Origin of the sequence: Serratia plymuthica, assembly GCF_018336935.1 — a bacterium.
GTDB lineage: Bacteria > Pseudomonadota > Gammaproteobacteria > Enterobacterales > Enterobacteriaceae > Serratia > Serratia plymuthica_B.
In genome coordinates this window covers 4,352,055-4,372,589 of record NZ_CP068771.1, presented here as the reverse complement: position 1 = coordinate 4,372,589, position 20,535 = coordinate 4,352,055, and the positions used below count along the sequence as shown (strand labels likewise).

The following is a 20,535-nucleotide window of genomic DNA, read 5'->3' as shown; positions in this document are numbered from 1 at the left end:
TTACTCCTCCTCGATAAAGGTGATTTGGATTTGATTGTCGACAACCCGGGTGGGATAGGTTTGCAGATCGCGGCCGCCTGGCTCACGCAGACACTGGCCGGTACGCACGTCGAACAGCGCTTCATGCAACGGGCACTCGATCTTGCCGTCATCAACAAACCCCTGGCTGAGCAAGGCATAGGCATGTGGGCAAACGTCTTCCAGCGCGTAATAGTTGCCGTCGATCAGATACACCCCGACTTCTTTTCCTTCCACGTTGGCGGAGAAAGGAAAATCTTCTTTCACCTGAGACACTTCACACACGTTCTTCCAGCTCATTGCTTCTGTCCTCTATCTGATTGTTTCATATATGAAACTCAGTTTCTTATTTAATACACTCACTATAAGTCTGGCGAAACTTTCGTCAAGGGAGCAAAGCGGCAAATGTTAATGAAAGGTTGTTTAAACGTAACAAGTGTGGGAGGGATCACGAAAAAAAGCATCAATATGAAAAACCGATATCAGGCACGCGTTTCATAGTGAGTTTATATATTAGAAGTCGTTAATCAGGCTCTGTCGTCCTTTTGGCAAGGGCAGGTCCCATAAAGCAAAACGCCCCCGATCATCAAGACCGGGGGCGTTTCATTATCGCTATTTAAAAATCACCCGGTGCGGTGGCTAACGGGGACTATTGGCCACTCAGCGACCTTTCTTTTTGCGGCCAGGTTGGGCGAAACGCTTGCGGGCAGCCGCATTGCCAGCGGATTTCTCGGCGCTTTTCGGCGCACTGCCGGCCGGTTTTTTCACCGCAGGTTTGGGTTTCTTCGCCGGTTTCGCTTCCGAGGAAGAATCCTCAATCGATTTAAACAGTTCGACCAGTTCGTCATCCGTTAAATCGCGCCATTCACCCGGCGGCAACCCGGCCAAGCTGACATTCATAATGCGGGTGCGTTCCAGCTTGGTAACCTCATAGCCAAAATGCTCGCACATACGGCGGATCTGGCGGTTAAGCCCCTGGACCAGCACGATGCGAAAGACAAACGGCGCTTCTTTCTTTACCTTGCACTTTTTAGTCACCGTACCCAGCATCGGCACGCCGGCCCCCAGGCCACGGATAAAATCGTCGGTCACCGGTTTGTTGACCGTAACCCGATACTCTTTCTCGTGATCGTTGCCTGCGCGCAGGATCTTGTTTACCAGATCGCCGTGGTTGGTAAGGAAGATCAGCCCCTGGGAATCTTTATCCAAACGGCCGATCGGGAAAATGCGGGTGCTGTGGTTTACGAAATCGACAATATTGTCTTTCTCGCCCTCTTCCGTGGTGCTGACGACACCCACAGGTTTATTGAGTGCAATGAAGATCAGATTGTCTTCGTTGCGGGGTTCAATCAGTTGGCCATTGACCTTGACCACGTCCCCTGGAAACACCCGATCGCCAAGCGCAACGCGCTTGCCATTGATAAAAACGTTGCCTTGTTCAATGTAACGATCGGCATCGCGGCGGGAGCAGATGCCGCTCTCGCTGATATATTTGTTAAGACGTATGGATGGTTTGCTGAGCATGGTTTCTCCGTAATCCCGGAATACACCCTATCGTTAAGGCGAACAGAAACCGGCTGTGTATGCCTTACTGCGGTGCGATTACGGGCGGCGGGCCAGAATCAGCCCGCCGCCCTATAATATTATCGTTTAGGCGTGTTTCTTGGCCGCTTGCAGATACAGCATTTCCAGACCCAGAGTCGCCGCGGCCAGCGCGGTGATTTCGGATTGGTCATAGGCTGGCGCCACTTCAACCACGTCCATGCCGACGATGTTCAGCGACTGCATGCCGCGTACCAGTTTCAGCGCGCGATCGGAGGTCAGGCCGCCGATCACCGGGGTGCCGGTGCCCGGTGCGAACGCCGGATCCAGGCAGTCGATGTCGAAGGTCAGGTAAACCGGCATATCGCCGACGATCTGTTTGATCTGCGTCAGCAGGTCGTCCACGCTGCGGTCGTTAACCTGTGCGGCATCCAACACGGTAAAGCCGTTGTCGTGATCGAACTCGGTACGAATGCCGATCTGCACCGAGCGGTTCGGATCGATCAGGCCTTCGTTCGGCGCATGGAAGAACATGGTGCCGTGGTCGTATTTGCTGCCGTTGGCGTAGGTGTCGGTGTGGGCGTCAAAATGCACCAGCGCCAGTTTACCGAAATGCTTGGCGTGCGCGCGCAGCAGCGGCAGCGTGACGAAGTGGTCGCCACCGAACGAGAGCATGCGCTTGCCGGCTTTCAGCAATTTTTCCGCGTGCGCCTGCAGCTTGTCGCTCATGTCCTGCGCATCGCCGAAGTTGAACACGATGTCGCCGCAGTCAACCACGTTCAGGCGATCGCGCAGATCGAAGCTCCACGGCCAACGGTTGCCTTCCCAGGCCAGGTTGGTAGACACCTGGCGGATGGCGGCCGGGCCATGACGGCCACCGGCGCGGCCGGAGGTTGCCATATCGAATGGAATGCCGGTGATGACCCACTCTGCATCGCTGTCGTAAGGCATGAAATTCAGCGGAAAGCGCAGGAAACCAAAGGCGTTGGACACTAATGAATTATCGGACTGATGGCCTAAGGTGCTCATAGTAAACCCTCGTAGTTCAACAAGTTGCCGGGCGCAGGCGCCAGGTCGTTACAAAAAAAAATCCCTCCCGCGTCGTTAGCCCGACGAGAAAGGGATTCATTCGATGTTTGTTTCAGTACTGCTGATGCGGCAGATTATCGCCGTATTTGGTTCGCGCTTCAAGCCCGCGCATCGCACTCATGGTGACTCGTCACTGTCAGTATAGGCTCTACTGCTTTACCAGTACGGGTTGCTGGCTGTAACGCGCCGGGAATAAGTGTTCCAGCTGTTTTATTTTCGGCTGGTCGTTAATCATGATGTAGAGGGAATCAGGGTGTTCGGTTAAAAAATTCTGATGGTAACTCTCTGCCGGGTAAAAATGCCCATTGCTCTCAACCCGCGTGACCAGAGGCCGGTCGTAACTGTGACTGGCCTGCAACTGAGCAATATACGCGTTGGCTACCTGTTGTTGCGACGCATTCAGCGGGAAAAGCGCGGAGCGATACTGGGTGCCGCTATCCGGTCCCTGGCGATTAAGCTCCGTGGGGTTATGCGCCACTGAGAAAAAGATCTGCAACAAGTCGCCGTAGGAAACCAGAGTCGGGTCAAAGGTCACTTTCACCGACTCGGCATGGCCGGTATCTCCGCCGCTTACCTGTTGGTAATCGGCAGTTTGCGCAGAACCCCCGGTGTAACCTGAGACGGCGTTGGTTACGCCTTTCACATGCTGAAAGACGCCCTGCACACCCCAGAAACACCCACCGGCAAAAATAGCGGTCTCGGTGTGTGACGTGCCTGCTGGCTCATCAACCGCAGGCGCGGGGATCACTACCGCGGTTTCCGCCCCGGCAAATGACCATGCACTCCCCTGCCAGAAACCCGCACCGACCAACGCGAGCACGCCAGTGATGGCATAAGATCGCAACAACATGCCCAACCTGTTTGAACGTTTCATCATATTCACCACTGGATTAACCGATCGCTCTTCCCATTATGCTTTTTGCGGCGCGAACAATAACGCCAACCCGTTCATGCAGTAACGCAACCCGGTAGGCTGCGGGCCGTCGTCAAACACGTGCCCAAGATGCCCGCCACAGCGCCGACAGTGCACCTCGTCTCGCACCATGCCGAATGAACGGTCCTGGCGTTGGGCAACGGCATGGTCAAGAGGCTGATAAAAACTCGGCCAGCCGGTATGGCTGTCAAACTTGGTATGGGAGGAAAACAGCGGCAAATCACACCCCGCGCAGGAAAATACCCCTTCACGGTGTTCATCATTCAGCGGACTGCTGTAGGGTATTTCGGTGCCTTCCTCACGCAGAATATGGTATTGCGCGGTGCTCAGCCGCTGATGCCACTGTTGATCGGTGTAGCTGACTTCAAATTGCCCATTGGCCGCCGCAAGGGCCGCTCGTCCAGGCACCAGCCCTAACGCGAACGCTGCGGACAAGCCGCCGCCGACCAGAATAAATCGCCTTCTGTTGATCATCATAGCCCCCCGGAAACCGATCAAACCAATAGCGACAACTTACAAAGAAAACCCTGTCCGAATCCTCACGGAGAGTTAACAAATTTGTGATAACCGATCGATGGCATCGGCGGACAAGGGAATATCGCGGGGGTACAGCGGGGGGAAACCATTAAAAAAGGCCGGGTATCCGTAAGATACCCGGCCTTTCAGAGCGGCTCTACTTATTCATCTTCTAAATAAGTATAACCATACAAACCGGCTTCAAACTCTTCCAGGAACTGCGCTTGCAACTCGCCGTCCAGATCGGTTTCTTTTACCTGATCGCGGAACTTGGCCAGCAGCGCGCTCGGATCGAGCTGCACGTATTCCAGCATATCGGCAACGGTGTCGCCCTCGTCGGACAGCTCGGTTTCTACCGTTCCGTCCGGGAACACATACACGTCAACCGAGGCGGTATCGCCGAACAGGTTGTGCATGTTGCCGAGGATTTCCTGGTAGGCGCCTACCATAAAGAAGCCCAGCGCCGGCGGGTTTTCCGGATCGTACGGCGGCATTGGCATGGTGGTCGCCACGCCGTCGCCGTCAATGTAGTGATCGATTGTGCCGTCGGAGTCGCAGGTGATGTCCAGCAGCACCGCGCGACCTTCCGGCGGCTTATCCAGCCCTTCCAGCGGCAGCACCGGGAACAGCTGATCGATACCCCAGGCATCCGGCATGGACTGGAACAGCGAGAAGTTGACGTAGAACTTGTCCGCCATACGTTCTTGCAGTTCGTCGATGATCGGACGGTGCGCACGGTTGCTTGGATCAAGCTGCTGCTGGATCTTGTTGCAGATATTCAGATACAGCTGCTCGGCCCAGGCGCGCTTGGTCAGATCCAGCATACCGTGGGCGTACTGGGTGTGAACGTCGTGCAGGTCCATTTGACTGTCGTGCAACCATTCGCGCAACGAGCGGCGGTTCTCCGGCTCGTTCATTTCCTGCCAGGTTTCCCACATGCTTTCCAGCGCGCGCGGCGCATCTTCCGCCGGCGGCAAAGGATCGCTGAACTCGTTGCGTTCAACGCCGATCACGTTGGATACCAGCACAGTATGGTGTGCGGTGACCGCACGGCCGGATTCGGTAATCACCGTCGGATGAGGCAGGCCGTGCTCATTACAAGCGTCGCCGATGCCCCAAATCACGTTGTTGGCATATTCGTTCAGGCCGTAGTTCACCGAACAGTCGGACTGCGAACGGGTGCCTTCATAATCCACGCCCAAACCGCCGCCCACGTCGAAGCACTGGATGTTAACGCCCAGCTTGTGCAATTCAACGTAGAAACGCGCCGATTCACGCACGCCGGTGGCGATGTCGCGAATATTGGCCAGTTGCGAGCCCAGATGGAAATGCAGCAGTTGCAGGCTGTCGAGGCGGCCCGCTTCACGCAGGGTTTCCACCAGCTTCAGGACCTGAATGGCCGCCAGACCGAACTTGGACTTCTCGCCGCCGCTCGACTGCCATTTGCCGGAACCTTGAGACGCCAGACGCGCACGCACGCCCAGACGCGGCACCACGTTCAGGCGCTCGGCTTCTTCCAGCACCATGTTGATCTCGGACATCTTCTCGATCACCAGGTACACCTTGTGCCCCAGCTTCTCGCCGATCAGCGCCAGGCGAATGTATTCGCGGTCTTTATAGCCGTTACAGACGATGACCGAACGGGTCATGCCGGCATGCGCCAGCACCGCCATCAATTCAGCTTTGGAGCCGGCTTCCAGCCCCAGCGGCTCGCCGGAGTTGACCAGGGATTCGATCACGCGACGATGCTGGTTGACCTTGATCGGGTAAACCAGGAAATAGCCGCCTTCATAGCCGAATGACTCGCGCGCGCGTTTGAACGCCGCGTTAATCGAACGCAGGCGGTGCTGAAGGATCTGCGGGAAGCAGAACAGCGCCGGCAGACGCTGGCCGTCTTTGCGACGCTCTTTCACCAGTTCAGCCAGATCGACACGCGCCTGAGGGACGTCCGGATCCGGGCACACGCTGATGTGGCCCAGTTCATTGACGTCATAATAATTGTTGCCCCAGTAGGCGACGTTATAAGTGCGCAGCATCTTGCTGGCATCACGGTCATTCATGGCAACCTCCTGCATGGAGCGTAAAGATATAGGTTCGCCCGCGGCTGGCGGACGGTGAATCAACAGATCATCAGACATTACTCGCCTCACATCCCGTACTGACGATACAGTCAGCCACTATCGCAGCTACAACCCGCGAGAACAACCCAACAAACCGCCCTTGCGGCAGCGAATACAACTGCCGTTCGCGGTCAGCGATCGGTTTATGCCCAAAAGAATTCATGTTGCGGCCAGACGGCAAGCGCGTAAATCCCCGGGAGCTCAGGTCCGCTGAGTGACTGGGGTGAACGCGCGCAGGCAACGACGCTGCAGCGTGAAAGCTGAAGGGGATATCACTCATATAATTGTAAGACACCCTGTTCAAACCTCGTGAATCGGGTCAAGAAACATCCCACAGGAAGGCTGCAGGCTACCCTTGTTCAGTTCTTCAGACGACCGTTAACCGGCCCGAGAATCCTGAGTAGCGCCCAAGTGTTTATCACACCTGGAAGGTGAAGTAGAGACAAGACGGGAAATAGCAGAAGAATGTGCGCCAGAACGGCACTGCTGTTGAGAACCAACAACCGGTAGACAACGGATCATTAATCCAACCACCTCCACGCACGTCGCCCGGAATGAACGACTGAGCCTCTATTAATAGTGTAAGAACGTGACCGTTCTATGAAGCGGCGACGCCAAGCGTCGGCGTCTGCGGCTGACCATGAAAGCCATGAGCGGGAGCTTGGCACTTTTTGCTCCACGCTGTGCACCAAATGAGCCGCGCGCGCAGTTTATACCGATAACCTGGGGAAAATGCAAAATGAAAATTTGTCGGAAACTGTTTCAAGCGATGAAAATGGTGCCGGTGGCTTTGCGCAAAAGAGCGAAACGACAAAAAAATACTGGCAATCCGGCTAAACCCTGACCTAAAATAGACGTCCAGATGTTAATCCATCTATACTGATTTGTGCCCTATGAATTTCAAGTTGCCGCCAGGTGAGCGAGTGCAGATAACGGCGGGGCAACTTGAAAGACGACGGGCATAACTAAGAAACTGCTTAACGGCTTTGCCTGAGGGGCGTTGCAGGATGTATCTCGCGCCATCAGCGGAAGACCCTTCGCTTCGATGCCGGATCTCCAGCGCTGTGCAGTAATTTCTAACCCGTCTTATGCAAGGTAAAGAATACAATGGCTAAACACCTATTCACGTCCGAGTCCGTCTCCGAAGGGCATCCCGATAAAATTGCCGATCAGATCTCCGATGCCGTTCTTGATGCCATCCTGGAACAGGATCCGAAAGCGCGCGTAGCCTGCGAAACCTACGTGAAAACCGGCATGGTGCTGGTCGGTGGTGAAATCACTACCAGCGCTTGGGTAGATATCGAAGAAATCACCCGTCAAACCGTGCGTGAAATCGGCTATGTTCATTCGGATATGGGTTTTGACGCCAACTCCTGTGCCGTACTGAGCGCCATCGGCAAGCAATCCCCGGATATCAATCAGGGCGTTGACCGTACCGATCCGCTGGAACAGGGTGCCGGCGACCAGGGCCTGATGTTTGGCTATGCCACCAATGAAACCGACGTGCTGATGCCTGCGCCTGTGACCTACGCGCACCGTCTGGTGCAGCGCCAGGCCGAAGTACGTAAAAACGGCACCCTGCCGTGGCTGCGTCCGGATGCAAAAAGCCAGGTCACTTTCCAGTATGACGACGGCAAAATCGTCGGCATCGACGCAGTGGTGTTGTCCACCCAGCACTCCGAAGATATCTCTTTGAAAGATCTGCAAGAAGCAGTGATGGAAGAGATCATCAAGCCGGTTCTGCCTACCGAATGGCTGAGCGCGAGCACCAAATACCACATCAACCCGACCGGCCGTTTCGTTATCGGTGGCCCAATGGGCGACTGCGGTCTGACCGGGCGTAAAATCATCGTGGATACCTACGGCGGCATGGCCCGTCACGGCGGCGGTGCGTTCTCCGGTAAGGACCCGTCCAAGGTTGACCGTTCAGCGGCGTATGCGGCGCGTTACGTGGCGAAAAACATCGTTGCTGCCGGCCTGGCCGACCGTTGCGAGATCCAGGTTTCCTACGCCATCGGCGTGGCGGAGCCAACCTCGATCATGGTGGAAACCTTCGGTACCGAGAAAGTGCCTACCGAACAGTTGACCCTGCTGGTGCGTGAGTTCTTCGATCTGCGCCCATACGGCCTGATCCAGATGATGGACCTGCTGCAACCGATCTACCGCGAAACCGCAGCCTACGGCCACTTCGGTCGTGAGCACTTCCCTTGGGAGGCGACCGACAAAGCAGAATTGCTGCGCGATGCCGCCGGCCTGAAATAAGCCTGCGCATCGACATGAAAACGGCGAGCCTGGGCTCGCCGTTTTTGTTTTTAGCAGATGGGTGCTCGTGGATCCACACTCAAACAACCAACAGGCGGGAGCAACGCCCCCGCCGTTGGGTTGCCTTACCTTTTGGATTCGTAAGCCAGAATGGTCGCAACTTCCGTGTTGCCCGATCGGATCCGCAGCTCACAAAGTTTGCTGCGTGTCATCCATTCCAGTGATATTACAGTGGCACAAATAACGACCAGTTTTACGACACTTCCTTTGTTCGGCATCATACTTCCTTCTCCTTGCCTCTCGGCGGGTAAGAAGCTAACCTAACGTTGTCTGGCGTTAGAGTTGGCCTCGGGTTGATGTATATCGACACGGGGCTTTTCTCTTTCTATCCCTTACAAATGCTCGGGACGAAAGATCCAGAGCACCCGCGCGCAGTATATTTATCTTCCCCCAGATTTCCGCCCCCTTTCCGCACTGGATATCCGTTCTGCGCAGCCGTACGCAAAGCTTTGCAATAGTATGAAAATACAAAAAAATAAAGGCTCAGCGATGCTGAGCCTTTGATTATGGAAACGGCGGGAGCAACGCCGGTTACGAGGTTTGCTTACGCAGCAGGTAAACGAAATACGGCGCGCCGATAAAGGTCGCCAGCAGCCCGGCGGGGATTTGGTACGGGAACATCACCATCCGGCCGCACCAGTCAGCGAACACCATCAGCAGGCCGCCCAGCAGTGCGGCAATCACCATCTGCGGCAATGCGCGGCGGAAGCCCAGCATGCGCGCCATATGCGGCGCCATCAGGCCGATAAAGCTCAGCGGCCCCACGGTCAAGGTCGCCATGGCGGTCAGCGTGGCGGCCAGCAGGAGAATCGCCACCCGCACCGGCGTCAGCGCAATGCCCACCGAGCGAGCGGTCGCGCTGCCCAGCGGCAGAATGGTCAGCCAACGGCGACACAGCGGCGCCAGCACTATCAGCGTTGCCGCAATGACTGCGGTGCGGATCGCCTGCTGCGAAGTCACCGAATAGGTCGAGCCGGAAATCCAGGTCAGCAGCCCGCCCATGCGCGGATCGCCGCTGGCCAGCAGCAGGAAAATGGTGGTGGTAAACGCCGTGCTGAGCGCGATACCGGCCAACAGCATGCGTTCGGTAGAAAAACCGCCGCGACCGGCGGCGACCATAATCACCAGCAACGTCGCCGCCGCCCCCAGGCTGCCGGCGGGTAGCAGCCAGCCGAAGGCATCGCCCGGTACGATAAACAGCATCACCACCACGCCAAAGGCCGCACCGGAGCTGATCCCCAGCACTTCCGGGCTGGACATCGGGTTGCCGGTCAACTTCTGGATTAAGGTGCCGGCCACCGCCAGCATCATGCCCGCCGCCAGCGCGGACAGCACCCGTGGCCAACGCCACGGCATCAATGACTCCAGTTCTGCGCCGTGGCTCCAGTGCCAGCCGGCGGCGTTCTGCCCGAACATCAGCGCCACGGCGATGCCGACCGCTAACACAACGCCTGCCAGCATCACCCACGCCAACAGATGGCCGCGTTCGGCCGGTACCTTGTCGCCCAGGTTCATCGGCGGCGGCGTGGCGGCGCTACGCAGGCGCGGCAGCAGCCACAGCAACAGCGGAGCGCCAAACAGCGCGGTCGCCGCCCCGGTCGGGATCTCACGCCAAACCTGAGTCAGCCAGATCATCACCTGATCGGTCAGCCACAGCAGCAAAGCACCCAGCAACGGCGCCAGGATCATGCGGTGCGCCAGCCGGCGCGCCCCCAGCATCTTCGCCATTAAGGGGGCAAACAGACCGATAAAACCGATCACGCCCACCGCATTCACCAGCATCGCACTGAAGATAATCGCCACCGCCAGCGCGCAAAAACGCGCCATCGACAGCCCCAGCCCCAAATTGCGCGCCACGCCGTCGTCCAACCCCAGCAGCGTCAACGGGCGCAACAGCAGCACCGCCAACAGCCCGGCCACCACCAGGCGCGGCAGGATAAATTGCGCAGTGCTCCAGTCCTGCTGGTTCAACGCACCTGTGCTCCACAGGAACAATCCCTGCAGTTGGTCGTAATTAAACAGCGCCAACAGGCTGTTGACCGCACCGCAGTATAATCCCAGCACCAGGCCGGCCAGAATCAGCGTCACCGGCGACATGCGTTTGCCCCAGGCCACGCCGAACACCAGCCCGCCGACCAGGATCGCCCCTGCCATTGCCGCCAGTTGTCGGGTCATCTCGCCGCCCGGCAGCATCCACAAAGTGGCGATGGTCAGGCCGAGCTGCGCACCGGCGGATACGCCCAGCGTCGCCGGCTCCGCCAACGGATTGCGTAACACCTGCTGGAACAGCACGCCGACCAGCCCCAACCCGGCGCCGGCCAACAGGGAGACCGACAGCCGCGGCAGCAGGCTGTAGTGGAACAGCATCTGACGCACATCGTCGTGATTCGGCGCGCTCAGCGCCTGCGCCCACAACGCCCAAGGCAACTGTTGCAACAGGTTGTAGATCGTCAAGCCGCCCGACGCCGCCAGCAATACCAAGATCAACGCCAGCGGTAATACCCGGATGCGCTCGCTCATGAATAGCTCTCCTGCGTCTGCTCCAGCAGATGGCAAAAACGCATCGCCGACAGCGTCGCACCGTAGAACCAGACCGCCGGCACCTGCCGCAGTCGGTTCTGACGCACAAAGGGCAAAGCCTGCCACAACGGCGTCGAGCTGACTTTTTCCATCATCGCCTGATTACCGTGGTCGAGATAAATCGCCCGCGCATTTTTCACCGTAATCAGGCGCTCAATGCCCACGACCGCCGTGCCCCAGAAGTTGGTTTCCCCTTCCCAGGCATTGTGAATGCCAAGCTGATCCATCACCTCCTGGAACAGGCTTTTCTGGCCGATAATCAGCACATGCCGCGTATCCAGCAAGGAGAACAGCAGCAGCGGCTGCCTGGTGTAAGAATGCAGGCGTTGGCGGGCATCCTGAATAAACCGGTCGAACTGCATCAGATGCCGTTCAGCGCGCGCCTCAAGCCCCAACCGCTGCGCCAATTGCTGCAACGAATTTCGGCCCACCGTCAGTGGTTTTCCGCTGCCGTCGTTGAAGCCAAAACTCATCGTCGGCGCGATTGGCGCCAGTTTTTGCGGCGTTGGCCCATACCCCTTTGACAGCAGCATCAGCGAAGGCCGCAGTTGTTGCAGCAACTCCAGATTCGGCTCGGTGCGTTGGCCCACGTCGATAACCGACGCCGGCATTTTCGGCTCTTCCACCCACAGGTTGTAGTTATGGATATCCGCCACCGCCAGCGGCGTGACGCCCAGCGCCAGCAGCAGCTCAATCGGCAGCCATTCCAGCGCCACGATGCGCGTGAGGTCGGGCGGTGTCACCGCAGCGCGCCCCGGTAAAGAGAACAGCAGCGGCGACAGCGCCATGGCGGTCAGCAGGCGGCGGCGTACGGGATCGTGTTGAAAATCGGAGAAAGCGGACATCAGTAGACAAAACTCACCGGCGCACCGCCGCTCGGATGCGCCAGCGTGCCCATTGGAATACCATAAATTTGCTCCAGCACCGGCCCTTGCATCAGCTCCAGCGGGGCACCTTGCGCAATCATCTCGCCACCGCGCAACGCCACCAAATGGTCGCAGTAGCGCGCCGCCATGTTGATGTCGTGCAGCACCGCAATCACCGTCAGGCCACGTTCATGGCTCAGGCGTTGAATCAGCGCCAGCACCTCAACCTGGTGCGCAATGTCCAGCGCGGAGGTCGGCTCGTCCAACAGCAGGCAGCGGCTGTCCTGCGCCACCATCATCGCCAGCCAGGCGCGTTGGCGCTCGCCGCCGGACAGGCTGTCCACCAGGCGATTGGCGAAGGGTTTCAGACCCACCAGCGTTATCGACTCCTCCACCTGCTCGCGGTCGTTCACGCCAAAGCGACCCAGCGCGCCGTGCCACGGATAGCGGCCGATCGCCACCAGTTCGCGTACCGTCATGCCTTCCGCGGCGGGCAGTTGCTGGGGCAGATAGGCGACCTGACGCGCGAAGGCTTTGCTGTCCCATTGCGCCAACGGGCGTCGGTTAAGCTGCGCGCTACCGGCGGTCGGGTTCTGATGGCGGCCAAGGATTTTCAGCAATGTGGATTTGCCGGAACCATTGTGGCCGATCAACCCGCAGACTTTACCCTGGGGAAAGGTCAGCGACAGCGGCTGCAACAGCACACGGCCGGGAACGGCAAAGCTGGCGTTGTCTAACGCGAAAATGGCGTCGTGATCGAGGTGTTTATCCTGCATAGGCCCTACTCTGTTCGGAGCGGCGATCCGCCGCCCCGATTATCCGGTTAGAAGCGGAAAGTTGCGGTGGCGACCACCTGACGTTCTGCGCCCCAATAGCAGGCGTAGTCGCGATAACAACTTGCAACGTAAGTCTTATCAAACAGGTTGTTGATATTGACGCCTACTGACGAGCCCGGCAGGCCAAAACGCGCCAGATCGTATTTGATGGTCGCATCCACCAGCGTGTAATCCGGCACTTTAAAGGTGCTGTTGTCGGCGCTGTTGAAGCTTGAGCTAGTGCCGACATAACGTACGCCGGAGCCCAATGTCAGGCCGCTGACCGCCGTTTCGTGGAAGGTGTAGTCCGCCCACAGCGAGGCCATATGTTTAGGGATCTCGGTGGTTGGCTTGCCCTGATAGGTGTTGTCCTTGGTGTATTTCGCGTCGGTGTAGGTGTAGGAAGCGATCAGGTTGACGTTGGCGTTCAACGCCGCTTTGGCTTCCAGCTCTACGCCGCGCGAGCGGATCTCACCGCTCTGGACGCTGAACTGCGCGTTATCCGGGTCCGGCGTCAGGTTGTTGTTTTTGGTCAGTTGGTACAGCGCCCCGGTCAGGACGACAGGACGATCCTTCGGCACGTATTTCACACCGGCTTCATACTGCTTGCCAATCGACGGAATAAACGTCTGCCCGTTCGCAGAGGTGTCCAGCGTCGGTTCAAATGACTCGCTGTAGCTGAAATACGGCGTGATGCCGTTATCAAACAGATAGTTCAGGCCGCCGCGCCAGGTGAACTGACCGTCCGAACGTTCGTTGGTGTAATTATCGATGCGGTTATTGGCCGAGGTCTTCGCCCAGTCGTAACGGCCCCCCAACGTCAGCAACCATTGGTTCCACTCGCCCTGCTCCTGCACGTACAAGCCAGTCTGTTCCTGACGGTTCAGGTAGTTGTACGGGAAGGTGACGGTAGTGCCGTCGTTGCCGTATTGCGGATCGGTCATGCTCAGGCTGTCTGCCGTGCCAAAGCCGGAATTGATGTCATTGCGCATGCGCGAATAGTCGACGCCAAACAACAGCGTATGATCGACATCGCCGGTTTTCAGCCTGGCCTGCGCCTGAGTATCCACCGAGAAGCTGTTCAGGTGTTCCTTCGACTGCACATAGGCACGGTTCAGCGTGGTCGGCGCCGTGGCGCTAACGCCGCTGCCATAGATACTCTTCATGTCGCTTTCCAGCTGCATGTAACGCAGGTTCTGGCGCACCGCCCAGGTGTCGTTGAACGCATGTTCGAAGCTATAGCCGATCATGCGCTGCTTGCGCGCAAAGTAATTGCTTGCTTCACCGTCGTTGAAACTGGTTGGCAGCTTGCTGCCGTCCGGCAGCGGGATCAGCGTGCCCTGCTTCGGCAACCAGCCGTAGAAGCCGGTATAGGGATCGTTTTGGATATTGGCCAACAGCGTAAAGTTGGTCCTGTCATCCGGCCGCCAGCTGAATGACGGCGCAATCGCATAGCGCTTCTCTTTCGTCATGTTCTGCTGCGCATCGCTGTCTTTCGCCAGGCCGGTCAAACGGTAGGAATAGACGCCGTTATCATCCAGCGCATCGCTGAAGTCAAAGCCGGTCTGGAACAAATTGTCGGTGCCCATTTTGAACTGGATTTCGTGCAGCGGCTCGGTGGTCGGCCGCTTGCTGACCAGCGCCACCAACCCACCCGGGCTGCTCTTGCCGTACAGCACCGATACCGGGCCGCGCAGCAGTTCCGCGCGTTCGAGGAAATAAGGGTCGACCGAAGCTTCGGTATAGTTGTCGCCCTGCAGGCGCAGGCCGTCCAGATACTGGTTGGTATTCACCGCCGGGAAACCGCGAATGGCCACCGAATCATAGGTACTGGAGCTGCCACGGCTGGCATAAACCCCTGGCGCATAAGCCAGCGCGCCTTTCACCGTATCCGGCTGGAGCATATCCATCTCTTCGCGCGTGACCACGGAAACCGACTGCGGATTCTTTTCAATCGGCGTATCGGTTTTGGTACCGGTGGCGCTGTGTTTGGCCACGTAGGTGCCGACCGGCCCCCAGGCGCTTTCCTGTTGCGGCTGGCTGCTGCCCACCACGGTAAGGGTGTCTTCTTTGGCTACCGGATTGGCTTCGGCAGAAGATGCCGGCATCGCCAGCGTGCCCAGCGCGGCAGCGATAGTGATCGCTAACCCACTGACGGGAGAACGGCCCTTCATGGCCCGTGATGAAGTTGGACGCTTGGTCGGCATAGGTGCTTTCTCTGATGAATTATTTGATAACGAATGTAAACGATAATAATTATTATAAGCGACGCATTTTATGCAGAAGCCAAATTAAACTGCAAGTCGAATTCAGCCAGTAAATAGGTGGGGGAGTAACCCTTTAGCCGTGTTAATCGAATGGAAATAAAGCGCGCAAAATAAAAAAGCCCGTAACTGAAGTTACGGGCCTGCAACAAAAAACTTTTCTACCAACGGGGTTAGCCGCTCGCCAACTTACTGCCCTTGGCCGAACATGTCCTTGATCCAGCCGGCGACGCCGTCGCCGTCTTTTTGCTCACCCGCCTGTTGCTGCTGTTGTTGCTGCTGCTGAGCAGCCTGGCTTGCCTGGCACAACCCTTGCGGATTATCGGTCCACACCGGGATGCTGCGCCCGCCGCCGCCACAGACAAAGTTACCGCTGGAGTCGATGCCAATCTGGTTGATGCCTTCCGGCGGCTGCAGCATCAGCGGCAGCGGCGTCTGGTTTTCCAGGTAACGGCGATAGAGCGTCAGCGCACCGTTGGCACCGGTCAGCTTGGCCGGGCCGTTGTTATCACGTCCAACCCAGGCGATAGCCACTTCTTTACCGTCGATACCGGCAAACCAACTGTCGCGCAGATCGTTGGTGGTACCGGTTTTCGCCGCCAGATTGTAGTTGGGGAACTTCACCGACAGAGAACGGGAGGTCCCGCGCGCTACGCCCTGTTGCATGGCGTACAACGTCAGGTAAGCGGCCTGAGCCGGCACCATGCGTTCCGCCTGCGGGAAGCTCTGGTACAGCACCGAACCGTCTTCCGCGATCACCGAACGCACCGCAGACAGCGGCGCACGGTTACCGCCGCTGGCGATGGTTTGGTATTCCTGCGCCACTTCCATCGGCGTCAGGCCAATCGCCCCCAGCAGCATCGAAGGCACCGGATTGATTTCCGCTTTCGGAATGCCCAGGCGCTGCAAGGTGGCGCTGATCTGATCCAGCCCGACCGCCATGCCCAGATTCACCGTCGGCACGTTGAGCGAGAAGGCCAGGCCATCCACCAGCATCACCTGTCCACGGAATTTGCGGTCGTAGTTGTTCGGCTGCCATACGCTGCCATTCGGTTGTTTCAGCGACAGCGGCTGGTCCGCCAACCAGGTATTCAGGCGGTATTTGTCCGGCTCGGAAAGCGCGGTCAAGTAGGTTGGCGGCTTGGCCAGCGACCCGACCAGGCGGCGCGCCTGCATCGCACGGTTAAAACCGGCGAACTGCGGATTGGCGCCGCCGACCATGGCGCGTACCTCACCGCTGAAGCGATCGACAATCACCATCGCCGCTTCCAGATCTTTAAGATGGCGGGCGGCACGCAGCGCCGGAATGCCGTCTTCGACCGCTTTTTCCGCCGCATCCTGAGAAACCGGATCCAGCGTCGTGAAGATTTTCACTCCGGACAGGTCGTTCACCTTGTCGCCCAGCTTGGCCTGCAGTTCCTGACGCACCATCTGCATAAACGCCGGCTGCGGCGTGATCACCCCACCTTTCGGCTGCACGCCCAGTGGCCGCGCGCTGAGCATGTTGTACAGCTCGGCGTCGATCACCCCCTGGTTTTGCAACAGCTTGAGCACCAGGTTACGGCGCTCCAGCGCCAGCGTCGGGTTGCGCCACGGATTATACAGCGAGGCACCTTTCACCATCCCCACCAGCAACGCTTGCTGATCCAGGCTCAGTTCATCCACCGGGCGGCCGAAGTAATACAGGCTGGCCAACGGGAAACCGCGGATCTGGTCGCTGCCGCTCTGGCCGAGGTACACCTCGTTCAGGTACAGCTCAAGAATACGGTCCTTGCTGTAACGATAATCGACCAGCAGCGCCATATAGGCTTCGTTGGCCTTACGCCACAGCGAGCGCTCGTTGGTCAGGAACAGGTTCTTCACCAACTGCTGCGTCAGGGTACTGCCGCCCTGCACCGCACGCCCGGCGGTCAGGTTCGCCAGCACCGCACGGCCGATGGAGTACGGGCTGATGCCGTCATGCTCGTAGAAATGACGATCTTCGGTGGCAATCAGCGTGTCCACCAGCAGGTCAGGGAAACCGGTGCGCGGCACGAACAGACGCTGTTCGCCGTTCGGTGACTGCAACATGGTGATCAGGCGCGGATCGAGGCGGAAGAACCCGAAGTTACGCTGGTTCTCCATGTTTTCGATTTTCGCCAAACGGTTGTTCTGGAAATCCAGACGGGCGTGGATCTGCCCCTCTTTACCATCCGGGAAGTCAAACGGGCGGCGCAGCATCTCGATGCTGTTGGCTTGCACGGTAAATTCGCCCGGACGGGTCATGCGGCTAACCTGACGGTATTGCATGCCCTCCAGCAAATCGACCATTTCCTTCTTGCTGTACGGCATGCCCGGTTCCAGGTTGACCATGCGGCCATAGACCGCCGCCGGCAACTGCCAGACCTTGCCGTCAATGCGGCTGCGGATCTGCGAATCCAGGTACACGCCGTAAATCGCCAACAGAACCGCGATCACCAGAATCAGTTTGATAAGCAGGCCAAGCCAACGGCGTTTTTTACGCGGCGGAGTCGCTTTTACCTTACGCGGCACGCTTTCCTCCTCGTCTTCATATTCATCATCTTGCTGCTCGTCTTCCTCGTAATCATCATAATCGTCGTCTCTGCGACGGCGCGGCGGCTTGCCCGACGCGGTGCGTTTTGGTTGTTTCCCTTTGCGCCCGATGGGCTCGCGGTCATCCCCAGCCATTGCTGTCATTCTCCAGACTTGGCGGCACTGCCGGCCATTATTAGTCGCTTAATCTGTCCCGACGCCAGGCCGCTGAACAGAAGAAACATCTGAATTCTCCCCCTAAATAATTGGCGTTGCATCAAGGCGGCAAGAGAGCTTATCCCGATGAGCTTACTCTAGTAAGTGATTCGGGTAAGTGACAAATCTGCCGGGAGCAGATTTGAACGCTGCTTGCAGCGGCCCCGTCAGGGGTGAGGCCCCTGGATGGGCCGAATAACACAGCCAACACCGATGCGGCGTCAAGTATGACGGGGTTACTGATATTTCTTCGTGCGCCGCGTGGGGGCGGTATTCGCCGGGTCGTCCGGCCACACGTGTTTCGGGTAGCGCCCTTTCATCTCTTTTTGCACTTCCCGGTAAGCGCCTTGCCAAAACGCCGCCAGATCGCCGGTGATCTGCAACGGCCGGTGTGCCGGTGAGAGTAACTCAAGCACCACCGGGATGCGACCCTCGGCCAGCATTGGGCTGCGCTGTTCACCGAACACTTCCTGTAAACGCACCGCCAGCGCCGGCGGTTTGCCGGCATCATAGCGAATCGGCAAACGGCTGCCGGTCGGCACAGTGTAATGAGTGGGCAACGCATTATCCAGCCGCTGCTTTTGCTGCCAGTCCAGCAGGCGCGCAAGGGCTTCGGCGATATTGACCTGTTTCAGCCCGCGCATATCGCGTACGCCATTCAGGGAGGGCAGCAGCCATTGCTCCAGCCGATCCAGCAGCGACTCATCATCGACCTGTGGCCAGGCAGCCTCCGGCAGCCAATTTTGCGCGCACTGCAAACGCAGGCGCAGCTGCTCGGCGGCGGTGTCCCAGTTGAGCACCGCGATACCCTGAGCTCGCACCCAGTTGAGCAACGCCAGTTGCAGCTCTTCATCGGCCGGCTTGGCCAACGGCTGCGCCCGCAGCGTCAGGCGGCCGATCTGCTGGCGTTTCCAGGCGCGCAGCGTGCCCTTTTCTTCATCCCACTCCACCGCGGTTTGCCGGGAAACGATCGCCGGCAGTTGCGCCGCCAGCGCATCAATCTCCACCGGCAGCGCCAGCAGAATGCGCGCATCGGGGCTGTTGTGGCCCTGCAGCAGGCTTGGCGCTATCAGCCACGGCGCACGCGACAGCGCCTCATCCTGATTCATCGCCGCCCCCATGCCATTGGCCAGCAGGTAACGGCCATCCTGACCGCGCCGCTGGGCGATGCGATCGGTAAACGCCAACGCCAGCAGGCGCGGAGCCATCTCGACGTCAACCTGCCCGCTTCGCGGCTGCAAACGCCGCGCTAACTGGGCGGCGCGGCGCTGCCAGTTCGGCTGCGGTCGGCTCAGCCAGTAGCCGATATCCATCTGCCCATTGCGTGGCGGTTCCTCCAGCAGCGCAGCCAGCGCCGCAGCGGTTGCCAGCCCATCCGCTCCCTGCTCTGCACCCTGGGTCAGCATCGCCGCCAAGCGGGGTTCGCAGCCCAGCATAGCCATCTGCCGGCCCCGTGCGGTTAATTTGTCGGCATCGTCGGTGGCACCGAGACGTTGCAGCAGCCTTTTTGCCGCCGCCAGCGCCGTCTCCGGCGGCCGATCGAGCCAGGTCAGTTGCCCAACGTCATGGCAGCCCCACTGCAACAGCTCCAGCCAAAAACCGGCGAGATCGCTTTGCAGGATTTCCGGTTCGGCGTGTTCCACTGCGCGTTCCGCCTGCTCTTTGGCAAACAGGTGCCAGCAAATACCCGGCTCCAGACGCCCGGCGCGGCCGGCGCGCTGGATCATCGACGCCTGGCTGATGCGCTGCGTCACCAACCGCGTCAGGCCGTTACGCACGTCATAACGCGCCACGCGCTCCAGCCCAGTGTCCACCACCAGCCGAATGCCTTCTATGGTCAGGCTGGTTTCTGCAATATTGGTCGCCAGCACCACCTTGCGACGCCCGGCCGGCGACGGTTGAATCGCTTTTTGCTGCTGCGCCAGCGGCAATGCGCCATACAGCGGGCACAGGTCGGTATCGGCCGCCACTTCGCCGTTCAGCCGTTCCAGCACCCGATTGATTTCCGCCACGCCGGGCAGGAACAGCAGCAGCGATCCGCCCTGTTCGGACAGCAGACGTTTCACCGCCGCCGCCACAGCGTCCTCCAGCCGTTGATGGCTGGCCAATGGCTGATATTGGCGTTCAACCGGGAAACTGCGCCCCTCGGACACCACCACCGGCGCTTGCGGCAGCAGCTGTGTCATACGGGCGTTATCCAGCGTCGCCGACATAATCAGCAGTTTGAGATCGTCTCGCAGCCCCTGTTGCACGTCCAGCAACAGCGCCAACGCCAGATCGGCCTGCAGGCTGCGTTCATGGAATTCATCGAGGATCACCAGCGAGACGCCCTGCAGCTCGGCGTCCTGCTGCAGCATACGGGTGAGAATGCCTTCGGTTACCACCTCCAGCCGGGTATGCGGCCCGCTTTTGCTTTCGGCGCGCATGCGGTAACCCACGGTCTGGCCCGGTTCTTCTCCCAACTGTTGCGCCAACCGATACGCCACGTTTTTCGCCGCCAACCGCCGCGGCTCCAGCATGATGATGCGGCCCGGCAGCCCGGCTTTAGCCAGGATCTGCAGCGGCAACCAGGTCGATTTACCGGCGCCGGTGGGCGCGTGCAGCAACACCTGCGGGGCGGATTGCAGCGCAGTGAGCAATTCATCAAGAACCGCACTGACAGGCAGTGAAGACACAGAACTCTCCGTGGTGGTTAACATTGGGCGGCGCACATTGTAGCAT

At 58.8% G+C, this 20,535-nt stretch carries 14 protein-coding genes; 1 reads left to right on the top strand and 13 read right to left on the bottom strand.

Features of this window, described 5'->3' with window-relative positions; translation table 11 throughout:
• The 6 genes from JK621_RS20370 to speA form a co-directional block, all read right to left on the bottom strand.
• Positions 1–318: a non-heme iron oxygenase ferredoxin subunit gene (locus JK621_RS20370; protein WP_212557392.1), complete on the bottom strand. Its 318-nt coding sequence runs from the start codon at positions 316–318 to the stop codon at positions 1–3.
• Between the two features lie 360 nt (positions 319–678).
• Positions 679–1,542 (bottom strand): 23S rRNA pseudouridine(2604) synthase RluF, encoded by an 864-nt coding sequence (gene rluF, locus JK621_RS20365; protein WP_212557391.1) that lies wholly within the window; start codon positions 1,540–1,542, stop codon positions 679–681.
• 126 nt (positions 1,543–1,668) lie between these two features.
• Positions 1,669–2,589: an agmatinase gene (gene speB, locus JK621_RS20360; RefSeq protein ID WP_004947828.1), complete on the bottom strand. Its 921-nt coding sequence runs from the start codon at positions 2,587–2,589 to the stop codon at positions 1,669–1,671.
• Between the two features lie 208 nt (positions 2,590–2,797).
• Positions 2,798–3,523 carry a peptide-methionine (S)-S-oxide reductase MsrA gene (gene msrA, locus JK621_RS20355; protein WP_212560253.1) on the bottom strand — a complete coding sequence of 242 codons (726 nt, stop codon included), beginning with the start codon at positions 3,521–3,523 and terminating at the stop codon, positions 2,798–2,800.
• 36 nt (positions 3,524–3,559) lie between these two features.
• Complete coding sequence (msrB, locus tag JK621_RS20350; protein WP_212560252.1) at positions 3,560–4,057, bottom strand: peptide-methionine (R)-S-oxide reductase MsrB; 498 nt, start codon at positions 4,055–4,057, stop codon at positions 3,560–3,562.
• A gap of 203 nt (positions 4,058–4,260) precedes the next feature.
• Positions 4,261–6,237 carry a biosynthetic arginine decarboxylase gene (speA, locus tag JK621_RS20345; protein ID WP_212557390.1) on the bottom strand — a complete coding sequence of 659 codons (1,977 nt, stop codon included), beginning with the start codon at positions 6,235–6,237 and terminating at the stop codon, positions 4,261–4,263.
• 1,089 nt (positions 6,238–7,326) lie between these two features.
• Here speA and metK point away from each other — a divergent pair.
• Positions 7,327–8,481, top strand: coding sequence for a methionine adenosyltransferase (gene metK, locus JK621_RS20335; protein WP_212557388.1), 1,155 nt, complete (start codon positions 7,327–7,329; stop codon positions 8,479–8,481).
• A 125-nt stretch (positions 8,482–8,606) separates the two neighbouring features.
• Here the strand turns inward: metK and JK621_RS20330 are convergent, their stop codons facing one another.
• The 7 genes from JK621_RS20330 to hrpB all read right to left on the bottom strand — a co-directional run bounded on the left by JK621_RS20330 (position 8,607) and on the right by hrpB (position 20,513).
• Positions 8,607–8,759, bottom strand: coding sequence for a Hok/Gef family protein (locus tag JK621_RS20330; protein ID WP_212560251.1), 153 nt, complete (start codon positions 8,757–8,759; stop codon positions 8,607–8,609).
• Between the two features lie 313 nt (positions 8,760–9,072).
• Complete coding sequence (gene fhuB, locus JK621_RS20325; RefSeq protein ID WP_212557387.1) at positions 9,073–11,061, bottom strand: Fe(3+)-hydroxamate ABC transporter permease FhuB; 1,989 nt, start codon at positions 11,059–11,061, stop codon at positions 9,073–9,075.
• On the bottom strand, positions 11,058–11,966 hold the full coding sequence (gene fhuD, locus JK621_RS20320) for a Fe(3+)-hydroxamate ABC transporter substrate-binding protein FhuD (RefSeq protein WP_212557386.1): 909 nt from the start codon (positions 11,964–11,966) through the stop codon (positions 11,058–11,060). Before fhuD ends, fhuB begins: the two co-directional genes overlap by 4 nt.
• Positions 11,966–12,763 (bottom strand): Fe3+-hydroxamate ABC transporter ATP-binding protein FhuC, encoded by a 798-nt coding sequence (gene fhuC, locus JK621_RS20315; protein ID WP_212557385.1) that lies wholly within the window; start codon positions 12,761–12,763, stop codon positions 11,966–11,968. The genes fhuD and fhuC overlap by 1 nt, the downstream gene beginning before the upstream one ends.
• Positions 12,764–12,810: 47 nt before the next feature.
• Positions 12,811–15,009 carry a ferrichrome porin FhuA gene (fhuA, locus tag JK621_RS20310; protein WP_212557384.1) on the bottom strand — a complete coding sequence of 733 codons (2,199 nt, stop codon included), beginning with the start codon at positions 15,007–15,009 and terminating at the stop codon, positions 12,811–12,813.
• A 246-nt stretch (positions 15,010–15,255) separates the two neighbouring features.
• Entirely contained in the window at positions 15,256–17,754 is a 2,499-nt protein-coding gene (gene mrcB, locus JK621_RS20305; RefSeq protein WP_212557383.1) for a bifunctional glycosyl transferase/transpeptidase, read from the bottom strand.
• 296 nt (positions 17,755–18,050) lie between these two features.
• Positions 18,051–20,513 (bottom strand): ATP-dependent helicase HrpB, encoded by a 2,463-nt coding sequence (gene hrpB / locus JK621_RS20300; RefSeq protein WP_249337101.1) that lies wholly within the window; start codon positions 20,511–20,513, stop codon positions 18,051–18,053.
• Positions 20,514–20,535: the final 22 nt, after the last annotated feature.